We start from the raw sequence: 13,896 nt of genomic DNA on the forward strand, positions 1-13,896 counted from the left end.
GAAGTGACTGAGATCTACTACGACAACGACGCCGACCTGTCGATCATCCAGGGCCGCCACGTCGCCGTCCTGGGCTACGGCAGCCAGGGCCACGCGCACGCCCTGAGCCTGCGCGACTCCGGCGTCGACGTCCGCGTCGGACTCCCCGAGGGCTCCAAGAGCCGGGAGAAGGTCGAAGCCGACGGCCTGCGGGTGCTCAACCCGTCCGAGGCGGTCGAAGAGGCCGACCTGACCATGATCCTCGCGCCCGACCACATCCAGCGGCACCTCTACGCCGAGCACGTGGCCCCGAACCTGGTCGAGGGCGACGCCCTCTTCTTCGGCCACGGCCTCAACATCCGCTACGGCCTGATCGAGGCCCCCGCGGGCGTCGACGTCGCCATGGTCGCCCCGAAGGGCCCCGGCCACCTGGTCCGCCGCCAGTACGCGGCCGGCCGCGGCGTGCCGTGTCTCGTGGCCGTCGAGAAGGACGCCACCGGCAACGCCTGGCCGCTCGCGCTGTCCTACGCCAAGGGCATCGGCGGCACCCGCGCGGGCGCGCTGAAGACCACCTTCACCGAGGAGACCGAGACCGACCTGTTCGGCGAGCAGGCCGTGCTCTGCGGCGGCGTGTCCGAGCTCATCAAGGCGGGCTTCGAGACCCTGATCGAGGCCGGCTACCAGCCCGAGGTCGCCTACTTCGAGTGCCTCCACGAGATGAAGCTGATCGTCGACCTCATGTACGAGGGCGGCATCCACAAGATGTACTGGTCGGTCTCCGACACCGCCGAGTACGGCGGCTACTCGCGCGGCCCGCGCCTCATCAACGACGAGACCAAGAAGGAGATGCGCCGCATCCTCGACGAGGTTCAGTCGGGTGAGTTCGCGCGTGAGCTCGTGGCCGAGTTCGACGGCGGCCAGAAGCGCTTCCAGCAGTACCGCGACGAACTGGCCGAGCACCCGATCGAGAAGACCGGCGCCAAGCTCCGCCCGATGATGTCCTGGCTCCAGAACCAGGCGTAGGCACCGATCACGGCCCCGTTCCTCCGAGGAAGCTTCGGAGGAACGGGGCCGTTTTGGTGCGTGACCTGCCGATGTCAGGGCCACACCCACCCGGCCGGAACCGGCTCCCGCAGCACGCTGACGACCTGCCGCCGGAGCGTGGCCGGATCAGCCCCGTGGCGGGCGAGAAGATCTGGGGCCTCCTCCGCCAGTGCAAGCAAGAGGTGTTCGGTGCCGATGTACCGGTGGCCGAGGAGGTGGGCCTGGTGCCGTGCCTGCTCCAGAACCGCGGTGATCCCGTGTGTCGTCGGCGGGTCGTCGGCCTGGGGTGCGTCGGCGAGCTCGCGGGGGCCGGCGCCGAGCCTGCGCAGGCACAGGACCGCGACCCCGTTTCCGTTCTTCAGCAGGGCGGCCATGACGTGCTCGGGTGCCACCTGAGGAGCGTGCGCGGCGACCGCCTCCTGATCGGCCAGTACGAGCACTCGTTCGGCATTGGTGGTGAGGAACCGCTCGACCGGCCCTCGCAGCACTCCGCGCCGGAACACGGGGACTCCTCTCGCGACGGTGGAAATCACGAAGGCCCGGCTCCCTTGATCAGGGGGAGCCGGGCCTTCGTGCGATCAAAGGGGGACGGACACCAGGAAGGCGCAGTCGCCGAAGCTGATCTCGTCACCGCTGCGGACTCGGGCCGGGCCCACCAGCCGCCACCCGTTCAGGCGGGTGCCGTTCAGTGAGCCCAGGTCGACCAGCAGCCAGTGGTCTTCTTCTCGTCGCAGTTCCGCGTGGATCCGCGAGACGGTCAGGTCGGCCAGCACCAGGTCGCAGGCCGATCCTCGCCCCACGACGTACCGGATCCGCGTGTCTGCCGGCAGTGCGAGGCGGGGGAGCTTGGGGCGGCGCCAGGCCGCCCGTAGCCGGGTGCTGAAGTCGGACACCGAGCCGACGAGGTCGGTGGCCCGCCGCCGGAACCTGCCCCGCTGGGGCAGGTCGGCGACGAGTTGTTCGAGCTCTGCGGCGCTGCGGGCGCGCAGGGCCTGGTCGACCCTGCCGACGAACGTCTCCATCGAGAGGTGGCCTTCGGCCGCCCGTTCACGTAGCTCGTTGAGCGCACGCTCGCGGTCCTCGTCAGAGGCGCGCACATGTGGCTCGGAGCTCATGTCTGGAGTATCCGCTTTCCGTCAGGCCGGTGTCCAGATAGCCCCTAAACGTCAGGGCTTCGCGAAGTCTTGGGTCCAGTATGGCCCACCCGCGACCACGTGACCCACGCCGATGTGCGTGTAGGTGCAATTCATGATGTTCGCCTTGTGGCCGGGGCTGTTCATCCAGCCCTGAACGACCTGGGCGGCCGTCTGGTAGCCCTTGGCGATGTTCTCGCCGGCGGCGCGGAAGCTGAATCCGGCCTGCTTGAGACGGTCGCCGAAGGAGCGTCCGTCGGCCGAGTCGTGGCTGAAGTAGTTCTTCGCCGACATGTCCGCCGAGTGGTTGAAGGCGGCGGTGCGGAGCTTGGCGTCGTGCGTCAGGGGGCCGCAGCCGCCCTTGGCGCGCTCGGCGTTGGTCAGCCGCACGACCTCGTTCTCGACGGCCGTGCCGACGGTTCCGCCGGTGGGCGGGGTCGACGGGGTGGCGCTCGGCGAGGGGCTCGGCGACGCGCTGGGCGAGGCCGAGGGCGAGGGGGACGGCGCGGGGGTCGGGGTGCACGTGGTGATGTTCACCCGGCGCGAGTTGACGACCTGGCCGAAGCGGCCGGTCACCTGGGTGTAGTAGACGCCGGGGGCGCAGGTCGCGCGGAGGCGCAGCTTGGCGGTGCGGACGACCTTGGAGCCGCTCTTGAGCGTGGTGTCCGGACCGGCGACCGACTGCTTGATCCGCACCCGGACCCTGGTCTTGCCGAAGCAGCGGCCGGTGCGGGAGCCGACTGCGGTGAGCTGGCCGAGCTGGTTGACGGCGGGCTTCGAGGCGACGATGCGGCAACGCGCGGCCTGTGCCTGCGCGGCCTGGGCCTGCGCGGAGGCCGCCGAGGCAGAGCCGACCGCCGGGAGAGTGGCGGCCAGCAGCACACCGGCGCAGAAGAGCGCGCGGAGTGAAGTCTTCATGAACTTCCTTCCAGGGGTGGGGTTCCGAAGCTCTGGAATGGAACCGAAGTATGGCCTGGTCGGAGCTGTCATGCGAGGAAAACCGTCATATTCGGTGACCTGGTCGAGATCTTCCCGTTACGGAATCCCTGATGGCCACGTTCCAGACGAGGTTCATGTGATTTACGTCACATCGTGTGAAACCTGAGACATCTTGGCACTCGTGAGGTCGTATTTGAAGGTCATCAGGACCCCCAGGAGGATGATGGCCGCGGGCACCACCGTGATGCCGATGAGCACCGCGAACTCGGCACTCTGCGGCTGGGTGACCGGGTTGGCGGGGTCCGACTCGCGGAAGCCGCCGATGGCCAGGGTCGCGCCGTAGATCGTCGCGCCGAAGGCGGCCACCGCGCTCTCCACCGCCGTCCACAGTCCGGTGAACACCCCGCCGCGCCGCTTGCCGCTCACCATGCCGTCGTACGCGATCACGTCCGCCAGCATCGAGAACTGGAGCAGCTGGAGGCCGGCGTACCCGACGCCGACCACGACGATCACCAGGTGGGCGTAGAGCGGTCCGAACAGGGGGGTGGCGACGGCCGCGACCGCGCCGGTCATGAACAGGACCCCGGAGAGGATCATGGCGCCGCGCTTGTCGAGCTTCTTGGCCAGCCACACCCACAGCGGCATCGTCACGAGCATCGGCCCGACCAGCGCCGCGAACAGGGTCGTCGTCGCGCCGGTGCTGCCGACCGTGTACGCCGCGAAGTAGGGTGCGCCGGCGAGCATGACGTACGCGCCGAGGGTCTGGGCACTGCTCAGGCCCAGCAGCCACATGAACGGCTTGGAGGTGCGGGCCGCCCTGAGCTGGGCCTTCAGGCTGGCCTCGGGCTCCGCCTGGCCGGTGTAGGGCGCGTTGGCGGTGCCGAAGAACGAGGCCAGCATCGCCAGCAGCAGGATCACGCCGAAGACCAGGCCCATGAGTCGGTAGCCCTCGACCGTGTCACCCGCGAGGATCGGCGCCAGGATGCCGCTCATGCCGATGCCGATGGCGATGAAGATCATGCGCCACTGCAGCAGCGACGTGCGCTCGTGGTAGTCGTGGGTCATCTCGGCGGGCATCGCCTTGTACGGGACCTCGTAGAGGGCGTACCCGCTGGCCGCGACCAGGAAGGCGGCCCCGACGAAGAGCGCGGCCGGGACCCCGGTGAGCGGCGGGCCGATGAACATCACGACGAAGGCGATCGGCAGGATCGCCGCCCCGCCGAGCAGCCACGGCCGACGGGGGCCCCACCGCGACACCGTCCGGTCGGACCACTGGCCGACGAGCGTGTTGGCTACCAGGTCCCACGCCTTCGGCAGGAACACCACGACACCGGCCAGCAGCGGATCGACGGCCAGCACGTTGGTCATGTAGATGAGCAGCAGGAGGCCGGGGATCGTGGTGAAGTTCGCCGTGCAGAAGGAGCCGACGGCGTAGCCGAGGCGCACTCGGGTGGGGACCGTGACCATGGCCGCAATTCAAGCCCAATCACGGCAAATCGGATAGGGAATCGATCAGTCCGTTACGTCGGCACAGACGACGTGCGCGCCCAGCTCGATCATGCGCCGCTCGGTGAACGCGTCGGCCACCCTCGCCATCAGCACCGGAGCCTCGCTGGCGGCCAGCTGCGGCAGCCTGGCGCGCACCCCGCGATGCAGGTCGCGGACGATGTCCTCGGCGTTGGCGGTGTGCACCTTCACATGCAGCATGATCCCCTGCGACCCCGAGACGGTCCGGGCGGCCGAGATCCACACGTGGTGGACGACCGGGAGGTCGCGCAGTAACTCGGCGATGGCCACCCGCAGGGCGGGCAGTATCGGGTGGTTCGTGCGCTGGTATCCGGGGTCGACGACCTGCATCGCGCCCGACAGGTGCTGGCGCGGCTGGGGGATCCACGGAGCCGGCGCGGCGGGGGCGTGCTGCTGCACCGGCGGGACCGGCGCCCCCAGCGGCACCGGCGCCGCGGTGCGGACCGGCGGCTTGGGGATCCGCTCCATGCTGCCGGTCGCGTAGGCGTTCGGCGTGGCGCCCGACAGGACGGGATGGGGCCCGCTGCGGGTCTGGCGGAGGTACCGCTGGAGGTCGTCGATCGGCACGGCCGCGGCGGCCGGCCCGGCGGCGTCGATGACGATCTCGCGGACCCCGGTCACCCGCTGGATGTCCAGGATCGTGTCCGCGTCGCAGACCGACAGCGAGTGGCTGCCCCGATGGCGCGCGTAGGTCGCCGGTCCGGTGTAGCCGAGCAGCACCCGTTCGCCACTCTGCGTGGTGCCGAGCACCACGGAACGATCGGGCCGGACGGCGACCAGGATGCCCCAATCCGCCAAAGCGGCGAGAAGTTGGTGCGGACTGCCGTGCTGGGCGAGCACTTCGCCGAGAGCGGGATTCCCGATGCTCATATGCTGAACCATAGGTACCGAACCACGATTTAGCAGGCTAATCGCCAAGATTAGGTGCGATCAATACCAAGTTGGCGGCTGTGGGGATTGGCTCGGTCCAAGCCGGGTATCACCCCAAATCTGCTGTTTACGTGAAGGATTCTCACGACTCCCCCGAGTAACAGCCGTCTCGTATGGCGGATCCTCCGAAGCCTCTCCGAAGAGCGTGGATAGACTCGTCGGCGACCGATGAAGTGAGACGCGGGAGGCCGGAGGCCGACCGTGACTCGCGCTCGTGAATCTGCCCTTAGAGTCGTCACGTTCGAAGGAAATCACCAGTGAACAAGCCCGTCGTACTGGTCGCAGAGGAGCTCTCCCAGGCCGGTCTCGCCGTCCTCGGAGCGGACTTCGAGGTCCGTCAGGTCGACGGAGCCGACAGGTCCGCGTTCCTTCCGGCCCTCTCCGACGTCGACGCTCTGATCGTGCGCAGCGCCACCCAGGTCGACGCCGAGGCCGTGGCCCACGCGCCCAAGCTGCGCGTGGTGGCCCGCGCGGGCGTCGGCCTCGACAACGTCGACGTCGAGGCGGCCACCAAGGCCGGGATCATGGTCGTCAACGCGCCCACCTCGAACATCACCAGCGCCGCGGAGCACACCGTCGCGCTCATCCTCGCCTCGGCCCGCAACGTCGCCCAGGCCCACACCGCCCTCAAGGGCGGCGAGTGGAAGCGGTCCAAGTACACCGGTGTCGAGCTCGACGAGAAGGTCGTCGGCATCCTCGGCCTCGGCAAGATCGGTCAGCTCGTCGCGCAGCGCCTCGCGCCGTTCGGGGTGGAACTGATCGCGTACGACCCCTACCTCCCGGCGGCCCGCGCGGCGGCCATGGGCGTCCAGCTCCTGTCGCTGGAAGAGGTGCTGGCCAAGGCCGACTTCATCACCGTCCACCTGCCGAAGTCCAAGGAGACCATCGGTCTCATCGGCGAGCGCGAGCTGCACCAGGTGAAGCCCAACGTGCGCCTGATCAACGTCGCGCGCGGCGGCATCATCGACGAGAACGCCCTCTACTCCGCCATCAAGGAGGGCCGCGTCGCCGGCGCCGGCATCGACGTGTTCCCCAAGGAGCCCGTCACCGACAGCCCGCTGTTCGAGCTCGACCAGGTCGTCGTCACGCCGCACCTCGGCGCCTCCACCCACGAGGCCCAGGAGAAGGCCGGCACCCAGGTCGCCCGCAGCGTGAAGCTCGCCCTCGGCGGCGAGTTCGTGCCCGACGCGGTGAACGTCCAGGGCGGCGCGGTGGCCGAAGAGGTCAAGCCGGGCCTGCCGCTGACCGAGCGGCTCGGCCGGGTCTTCACCGCCCTCGCGGGCGAGGTCGCCACCCGCCTGGTCGTCGAGGTCCGGGGCGAGATCGCCTCGCAGGACGTGCGGGTGCTGGAGCTGGCCGCGCTCAAGGGCGTCTTCACCGACGTGGTCGAGGGCGGCGTCACCTATGTGAACGCGCCGCTGCTGGCCCACGACCGGGGCACCGTCGTCGAGCTGGTCACCAGCCCCGAAAGCCCCGACTGGCGCAACGTGATCACCGTTCGCGGCGTGCTGGCCGACGGCCGTACGGTCTCGGTGTCGGGCACGCTGTCCGGCCCGCGTCAGATCACCAAGATCGTCGAGGTCAACGGCTTCACGATGGAGATCGAGCCGACCGACCACCTGGCGTTCTTCACCTACACCGACCGTCCCGGCATCGTCGGCATCGTCGGCCGCCTGCTCGGTGAGCAGAGCGTCAACATCGCCTCGATGCAGGTCGCCCGTGGCGCCAAGGGCGGCAAGGCCCTGATCGCGCTGACCCTCGACACGGCGGCCCCGGCCGACGTGGTCGACCAGATCGCCGCCGAGATCGGCGCCGACAGCGGCCGGGTCGTCGACCTGGAGGGCTGATCCCCGCCACACGGAGGCCGTGCCCGTTCGCTGAACGGGTGCGGCCTTTGCCGTCTCATGAGATGAGATGGTAGGTCGTCCTACGAGACGGCTGGGGTACTGTGACAGGGATGCGTCGGGTTCTCGTAATTACCTGCCGCGGCGGGGTCTGATCCAGCAGGCCGGCGACCCGCCGCGGAGTCGTGGCGTGCCGACCTCCCTTTCTCCTCCCAGAGCTGGAGACCCTCATGTACGACATGTATCCGTGGAACCGTCCCGAAGACACCGACGACGAGGTCGCCGAGGCCCTGCAGACGGCCCTCGACCGGCGCGACAACGGCGGCTCGCCCGAGCGCTGACGCGACATTCCGTATGGTGAGATCGTTGTTCGATCTCCGAGACAGCCCGCTAAGGTACCTCCATGGATTCGAGCAACATCCGCCTGGCAGTGATCCCCGGCGACGGGATCGGCACCGAGGTCGTCGCGGAGGGCCTCAAAGTTCTCGACGCGGTCGGCGTCAAGGTGGAGTCCACCCACTACGACCTGGGTGCGGCCCGCTACCACGCCACGGGTGAGACCCTGCCCGACTCGGTCCTCGCCGAGCTGCGCGGGTTCGACGCGATCCTGCTCGGCGCGGTCGGCGACCCGAGCGTGCCGCCGGGGGTGCTGGAGCGCGACCTGCTGCTGCGCCTACGCTTCGAGCTCGACCACTACGTCAACCTGCGCCCGGTGAAGCTCTTCCCGGGCGTGGAGACCCCGCTCGGCAAGGCCCGCCCCGAAGACGTCGACATGGTCGTCGTCCGCGAGGGCACCGAGGGCCCCTACGCCGGCGCGGGCGGCGTGCTCCGCAAGGGCACCCCCCACGAGATCGCCACGCAGGACTCGGTCAACACCGCCTACGGCGTCGAGCGCGTCGTCCGCTACGCCTTCGAGAAGGCCGCCGGCCGCGAGCGCCGTCACCTCACGCTGGTCCACAAGACCAACGTGCTGACCTTCGCCGGCGACCTGTGGTCGCGTACGGTCAAGCGGGTCGCCGAGGAATACCCGCAGGTCACCACCGACTACTGCCACGTCGACGCGGCGTCGATGTTCTTCGTCTCGCAGCCGCAGCGGTTCGACGTGATCGTCACCGACAACCTGTTCGGCGACATCATCACCGACATCGGCGCCGCCATCGCCGGTGGCATCGGCCTGTCGGCCAGCGGCAACGTCAACCCCGACCGCACCGCGCCGAGCATGTTCGAGCCGGTCCACGGCTCGGCCCCCGACATCGCCGGGCAGGGCAAGGCCGACCCGAGCGCGACCATCCTGTCGGTCGCCATGCTGCTCGACCACATCGGCCAGGCCGAGGCCGCCGCCCGCGTCGAGCAGGCGGTCGCCGACGACCTCGTCGAGCGCGCCGGCGCATGGGCGGCCCGCACCACCCGGGAGATCGGCGACGACATCGCCGCCCGAGTAGCCGGCTGATCGCCGGCCACCTTCGTCGTTCGTTCCACAGCGCACAGTGGCCCGGGTTGGGTCACTGTGCGCTTTTTTGTGCCCCGCGACATGCCCTAGGTTTTCATCAGTAGCGTAGAGAGGAACCCGCATGACCAGCCAGCTCAGCTTTGAGGTGCGCCCGAACCCCCAGGCGCGCAGCACCGCGGAAAGAGAGCGGGTGCTGGAGGCGCCCGGCTTCGGGCAGACGTTCACCGACCACATGGTGTCGATCGACTTCACCGAGGGCGAGGGCTGGCACGACGCCCGGCTCGAACCCTACGGTCCGCTCGTCCTCGACCCCGCCACCTCGGTGTTCCACTACGCCCAGGAGCTGTTCGAGGGCCTCAAGGCCTACCGTCAGGCCAACGGCTCGATCGTCGCGTTCCGCCCTTACGCGAACGCGGCCCGGTTCAACGCCTCGGCCGCCCGCATGGCGATGCCCGAGCTGCCCGAGGACACGTTCGTCGAGTCGCTCGAACTGCTCGTGCAGACCGACCGCGAGTGGGTGCCCACGACCGAGGGCCACAGCCTCTACCTGCGCCCCTTCATGATCGCCACGCAGGCCGGGCTGGGCGTCAACTACCCCTCGAAGACCTACCGCTACATGGTGATCGCCTCACCGGCGGCCTCCTACTTCGCGGGCGGCGTGAAGCCGGTCTCGGTGTGGCTGTCGACCGAGTACACCCGCGCCGCCCCCGGCGGGACCGGCTTCGCCAAGTGCGGCGGCAACTACGCGGCGGCCTTCGTGGCCCAGCGCCAGGCCGTCGCCGAGGGCTGCGACCAGGTCGTCTGGCTCGACGCCGTGGAGCACCGCTACGTCGAGGAGATGGGCGGGATGAACCTGTTCTTCGTCTTCGGCGACCGCCTGCTCACCCCGGCGCTCACCGGCACCCTCCTGCCTGGCATCACCCGCGACTCGATCCTCACCTTCGCCGCCGACCTCGGCCTCACCGCCGAGGAGGGCCGCCTCTCGATCGAGGAGTGGCAGGCCGGGTGTGAGTCGGGCGAGCTCACCGAGGTCTTCGCCTGCGGCACCGCCGCCGTGGTCACCCCGGTCGGCTCGGTGAAGGGCGCCGACCGCGCCTGGACCATCGGCGACGGCACCCCCGGCCCGGTCACCCTGAAGATCAGGGAAGAGCTCATGGGCATCCAGTACGGCAGCCGTCCCGACACCCACAACTGGGTGCACAAGATCGCCTAACGCTTGCGTGCCAGCGTCAGACCGTCGGCCACCGGGAGGAGCACGGAATCGACCCGGGGGTCGGCGGTCACCATGTCGTTGAACTCGCGCAGCACCGGCACGTTGCCGCCCGCGTCCGGGTCGGTGATCCGGCCGCCCTGGATCGTGTTGTCGCAGACGATCAGGCCGCCCGGACGCATGCGGGGGAGCAGCGCCTCGTAGTAGGCCGGATAGCCGCCCTTGTCGGCGTCGATGAACGCGAAGTCGATCTCCTCGTCGGCGGGCAGCGCGCCGAGGGTCTCGACGGCGTCGCCGAGCCGCAGTTCGATGCGGTCGGTGAGCCCGGCGCGCTCCCAGTACTTGCGGGCCATCGACGTCCACTCCTCGCTGACGTCGCAGGCGATCAGCCGCCCGCCGGGGGTCAGGCCCCGGGCGATGCAGATCGAGGAGTAGCCGGTGAACGTGCCGACCTCGACCGCGAGCTTCGCGCCCGTGAGCTGCACCAGCATGGTCATGAACGTGCCCTGCTCGGGCGCGATCTGCATGCCGGCGTAGTCGGAGTGGAGGGCCGTCGTCTCGACCGCGAGATCACGAAGGACCTGGTCGGGCTGGGTGGCATGGGCGGAGAGGTAGGCGGGCAGCGCTTCGCCCAAGTAGGAACCCTTCATGATCACTATCTTACTTGGTGAGATCGATGTGCCAGATCGTGAATCGTATGGTTAACTCGCAAGCACCATGTTCAACGGTCTGCTCATTATTGGCAGGCGCGCCGGCTGACGGATCATTCCAGCCAGGCGCGCAGACCTCTCACGCCCGTGAGGGGTCTTTTTGTTTGTCTCGCAATCACCCCAAGGAACCGAGATGGCCGACGACCGCTTCCACGTGTACGACACCACGCTCCGCGACGGCGCCCAGCAGGAGGGCCTCAACCTCTCCGTTGCCGACAAGATCGCCGTCGCCCGTCACCTGGACGCACTGGGGGTCGGCTTCATCGAGGGCGGTTGGCCGGGCGCCAACCCCAAGGACACGGAGTTCTTCCGGCGCGCTCAAACAGAGCTCGACCTGAAGCACGCGCAACTCGCGGCGTTCGGCGCGACCCGCCGGGCCGGAGTGAAGGCCGCCGACGACCCACTGGTGGCCGCCCTGCGCGACTCCGGCGCGCCCGTCGTGACCCTTGTCGCCAAGAGTCACGACCGGCACGTGGAACTGGCCCTCCGCACGACTCTGGAGGAGAACCTCGCGATGATCCGCGACACGGTCTCCCACCTGCGTGCGGAGGGTCAGCGGGTGTTCCTCGACGCGGAACACTTCTTCGACGGCTACAAGTCCAACCCGGCCTACGCCCTGGAGGTGCTCCGGACGGCGGCCGAGGCCGGGGCGTCGGTGATCGCCCTGTGTGACACCAACGGCGGGATGCTGCCCGACGAGCTGGCGGACGTCGTACACAACGCGGTTGCGACCAGCGCCCGGATCGGCATCCACTGCCACGACGACACCGGCTGCGCGGTCGCCAACACCCTCGCGGCGGTGAAGGCCGGGGCGACCCACGTGCAGGGCTGCGCCAACGGCTACGGCGAGCGCTCGGGCAACGCGAACCTGTTCACCGTGGTCGCCAACCTCCAGCTCAAGCGGGGCTTCGACCTCGTGCCGCCGGAGGCGCTGCGGGACATGACCCGGATCGCCCACGCCATCACCGAGGTCACCAACGTGACCCCCAACTCCCACGCCCCCTACGTGGGCGCCTCGGCCTTCGCCCACAAGGCCGGCCTGCACGCCTCGGCGATCAAGGTCGACCCGAACCTCTACCAGCACATCGACCCGGCCGAGGTCGGCAACGACATGCGCATGCTGGTCTCCGACATGGCCGGCCGCGCCTCGGTCGAGCTGAAGGGCCGCGAGCTCGGCTACGACCTCACCGGCGAGCAGTCGCGCGAACTGGTCGACCGGGTCAAGGACCTGGAGTCGCGCGGCCACACCTTCGAGGCCGCCGACGCCTCCTTCGAACTGCTGCTCCGCGACACCCTCCACGGCGAGCGCCGCCGCCACTTCACGGTGGAGTCGTGGCGCGTGATCGTCGAACGCCGCCCGACAGGCGAGGTCGTCAGCGAGGCGACCGTGAAGGTCCACGCCAAGGGCGAGCGCATCGTCGCGACCGGCGAGGGCAACGGCCCCGTGAACGCCCTCGACCGGGCGGTCCGGCTGGCGCTGGAGAAGCTCTACCCCGAGCTGGCGACCGTCGAGCTGATCGACTTCAAGGTCCGGATCCTGGAGGGCACCCACGGCACCGACGCGGTCACCCGCGTCCTGGTGACGTCGAGCGACCCGAAGGGCGACTGGAGCACGGTCGGGGTGGACGAGAACATCATCGAGGCGTCCTGGCACGCCCTGGAGCAGGCCGTGACGTTCGGCCTGCTCCGCGCCGGCTACGAAATCTGATCGCCGCGCCTCCGGCACGGCTGCTCGGTCGCTAGGAGTCTGGGGCTTCCCTCGGCACAGTGCTCGGGCCTTCTTAGAGTTACCTTCGATGTATGACCAAGTCATTGCATCCCAGGTCGAAAGGGTTATTAGCCTCTCCGCTTCCCGGTGATGATCTGCCGGGAAGCAGGAGTATCGCGAAAATCCTGCTGAGCCCGTAGTACTTGGGCCAGGTCCGGATCAATACCAAGACCCCGGGCAAGCGCCTGCCCGCCCATGAGCGTCACACGTGGGTACGCGATGCCGCGTAGCTCCGCCATGACGGGCAATCCCACGCCGACAACCACCGGCAAGTGCTTGCCCGCACAAGGGATAAGGAGGTGAGCGCTGTTACCGGTAGCCGAGCAAGGCCGCCAGCCGGTCCACTGCGTGATCGCTGAGAGGCCCCGCCGCAGCCACGATCGACCGGGCGTAGGCAGCGATCACGGGATCGTCTGAGGTCATCTCGCCGACGTGCGCCCCCTGCCCACGGCCCGCTGACGCGGCCTCATGCCCTCCAGCAAGATCCGCATCTGTCGGGGTTCTCTGGTCGGCCTAGCCGCATCCCGCCCACCCTCCGCTGAGTCGTGGCCGGCCGCCGCCGACACCCACTCCTCCAGGCCCGGCAACACAGGCATGTCGGCCCCGTCGGGACGCTTTGCCGAACGGCGACGCTTACCCGCACCCGACCGCGCCGACGCGCGCCCAACCCTGGCACTCATCAAGCACCAGCCCCGGCCAACCCCGGCGCCGCACCCGCAGCCAGCCCCCGCACCGGTGGCCCGCCCCTATCCGGAACACCCTCCCCAGGCCCCTCCCGCGCCGCCTGACGAGCCGCCACCAGCCGCAACAGCCGGACCGCGATCGGATGCCGCCCCGGATCAGAAGCGCTCAACCGCTGCCACACATACCGGCCCGGCTCGCTCGCCTCCTGCTCCGGATCCAGACCAGCCGCCGCCGGCGCCCACCCCACACCTGCCCAAGGCCCGCCGCGCACGCCGGAAGCAGTCCCCGCACGATGCCTCACAACCACGAGGCCTTGCCCGAACCGGTCGCGCCCGCGATCAGCACATGAGTCCCATGGACCTGGAGACGAAACGACGCCCCGTCCTCAGTGAGCCCGATCTCTACCGGCCCGACCCACGCCCGGACCGGGAGCGGCATTGCCGGAACCACCGACACCAGCGCATCGACGCGCGGGAAGACCAGCGTCACCCAGCCCGGCTGGGGCGAAGTGATCCGCACCCGGGGAGCCCCAAAGCCGTTCGACAGGTTCGGCGCACGGTCGGTGAACTGCTCCACCACCTGACCGGCCAGCATCCGCACCCACACCACATCGCAGGGGCATCACAACGCACCCGCAACCAGATCCGGCAGACACAGCCGACCACCGAAGTTGCCCGC

At 69.4% G+C, this 13,896-nt stretch carries 12 protein-coding genes; 5 read left to right on the forward strand and 7 right to left on the reverse strand.

The genetic code is table 11. From position 1 onward, the window contains the following. The first annotated feature begins 12 nt into the window (after positions 1–12). Positions 13–1,002 (forward strand): ketol-acid reductoisomerase, encoded by a 990-nt coding sequence (gene ilvC / locus FDA94_RS13275; RefSeq protein ID WP_137247404.1) that lies wholly within the window; start codon positions 13–15, stop codon positions 1,000–1,002. A gap of 74 nt (positions 1,003–1,076) precedes the next feature. Here the strand turns inward: ilvC and FDA94_RS13280 are convergent, their stop codons facing one another. The 5 genes from FDA94_RS13280 to FDA94_RS13300 form a co-directional block, all read right to left on the reverse strand. After that, the gene (locus FDA94_RS13280; protein ID WP_170990909.1) at positions 1,077–1,526 is read right to left on the reverse strand and encodes a Clp protease N-terminal domain-containing protein; all 450 of its coding nucleotides are present in this window, start codon (positions 1,524–1,526) and stop codon (positions 1,077–1,079) included. A gap of 75 nt (positions 1,527–1,601) precedes the next feature. After that, on the reverse strand, positions 1,602–2,138 hold the full coding sequence (locus tag FDA94_RS13285) for an FHA domain-containing protein (protein WP_062341405.1): 537 nt from the start codon (positions 2,136–2,138) through the stop codon (positions 1,602–1,604). 51 nt (positions 2,139–2,189) lie between these two features. After that, positions 2,190–3,074, reverse strand: a complete 885-nt coding sequence (locus FDA94_RS13290; RefSeq protein ID WP_137247366.1) for a CAP domain-containing protein — start codon at positions 3,072–3,074, stop codon at positions 2,190–2,192. Between the two features lie 162 nt (positions 3,075–3,236). After that, on the reverse strand, positions 3,237–4,562 hold the full coding sequence (locus FDA94_RS13295) for an MFS transporter (protein ID WP_137247367.1): 1,326 nt from the start codon (positions 4,560–4,562) through the stop codon (positions 3,237–3,239). 45 nt (positions 4,563–4,607) lie between these two features. After that, positions 4,608–5,492 (reverse strand): hypothetical protein, encoded by an 885-nt coding sequence (locus FDA94_RS13300; protein WP_137247368.1) that lies wholly within the window; start codon positions 5,490–5,492, stop codon positions 4,608–4,610. A gap of 317 nt (positions 5,493–5,809) precedes the next feature. On the opposite strand from FDA94_RS13300, the gene serA reads away from it, so the two are divergent. The 3 genes from serA to FDA94_RS13315 all read left to right on the forward strand — a co-directional run bounded on the left by serA (position 5,810) and on the right by FDA94_RS13315 (position 10,059). Next, entirely contained in the window at positions 5,810–7,399 is a 1,590-nt protein-coding gene (serA, locus tag FDA94_RS13305) for a phosphoglycerate dehydrogenase (RefSeq protein WP_137247369.1), read from the forward strand. 400 nt (positions 7,400–7,799) lie between these two features. Next, positions 7,800–8,846, forward strand: a complete 1,047-nt coding sequence (locus FDA94_RS13310) for a 3-isopropylmalate dehydrogenase (RefSeq protein ID WP_137247370.1) — start codon at positions 7,800–7,802, stop codon at positions 8,844–8,846. Between the two features lie 121 nt (positions 8,847–8,967). Then, complete coding sequence (locus FDA94_RS13315) at positions 8,968–10,059, forward strand: branched-chain amino acid aminotransferase (protein ID WP_137247371.1); 1,092 nt, start codon at positions 8,968–8,970, stop codon at positions 10,057–10,059. Here FDA94_RS13315 and FDA94_RS13320 read toward each other — a convergent pair. Next, positions 10,056–10,706 carry an O-methyltransferase gene (locus tag FDA94_RS13320; RefSeq protein ID WP_137247372.1) on the reverse strand — a complete coding sequence of 217 codons (651 nt, stop codon included), beginning with the start codon at positions 10,704–10,706 and terminating at the stop codon, positions 10,056–10,058. The genes FDA94_RS13315 and FDA94_RS13320 overlap by 4 nt on opposite strands. Positions 10,707–10,899: 193 nt before the next feature. On the opposite strand from FDA94_RS13320, the gene cimA reads away from it, so the two are divergent. Further along, a complete protein-coding gene (cimA, locus tag FDA94_RS13325) occupies positions 10,900–12,474 on the forward strand; it encodes a citramalate synthase (protein WP_137247373.1) in 1,575 nt (524 codons plus the stop codon). Between the two features lie 1,041 nt (positions 12,475–13,515). Here cimA and FDA94_RS13330 read toward each other — a convergent pair. Next, entirely contained in the window at positions 13,516–13,818 is a 303-nt protein-coding gene (locus FDA94_RS13330; RefSeq protein WP_137247374.1) for a hypothetical protein, read from the reverse strand. Positions 13,819–13,896 lie beyond the last annotated feature (78 nt).

The sequence above is a fragment of the Herbidospora galbida genome (assembly GCF_005233835.1).
GTDB classification, from domain to species: Bacteria; Actinomycetota; Actinomycetes; order Streptosporangiales; family Streptosporangiaceae; genus Herbidospora; species Herbidospora galbida.

What these genes read in the sequence shown, in the direction of transcription:
- FDA94_RS13310 (WP_137247370.1), top strand. Translation starts at nt 7,800, where the DNA reads ATGGATTCGAGCAACATCCGCCTGGCAGTGATCCCCGGCGACGGGATC.
- FDA94_RS13320 (WP_137247372.1), bottom strand. Translation starts at nt 10,706, where the DNA reads ATGAAGGGTTCCTACTTGGGCGAAGCGCTGCCCGCCTACCTCTCCGCC.
- FDA94_RS13300 (WP_137247368.1), bottom strand. Translation starts at nt 5,492, where the DNA reads ATGAGCATCGGGAATCCCGCTCTCGGCGAAGTGCTCGCCCAGCACGGC.
- FDA94_RS13315 (WP_137247371.1), top strand. Translation starts at nt 8,968, where the DNA reads ATGACCAGCCAGCTCAGCTTTGAGGTGCGCCCGAACCCCCAGGCGCGC.
- cimA (WP_137247373.1), top strand. Translation starts at nt 10,900, where the DNA reads ATGGCCGACGACCGCTTCCACGTGTACGACACCACGCTCCGCGACGGC.
- FDA94_RS13295 (WP_137247367.1), bottom strand. Translation starts at nt 4,562, where the DNA reads ATGGTCACGGTCCCCACCCGAGTGCGCCTCGGCTACGCCGTCGGCTCC.
- FDA94_RS13285 (WP_062341405.1), bottom strand. Translation starts at nt 2,138, where the DNA reads ATGAGCTCCGAGCCACATGTGCGCGCCTCTGACGAGGACCGCGAGCGT.
- FDA94_RS13290 (WP_137247366.1), bottom strand. Translation starts at nt 3,074, where the DNA reads ATGAAGACTTCACTCCGCGCGCTCTTCTGCGCCGGTGTGCTGCTGGCC.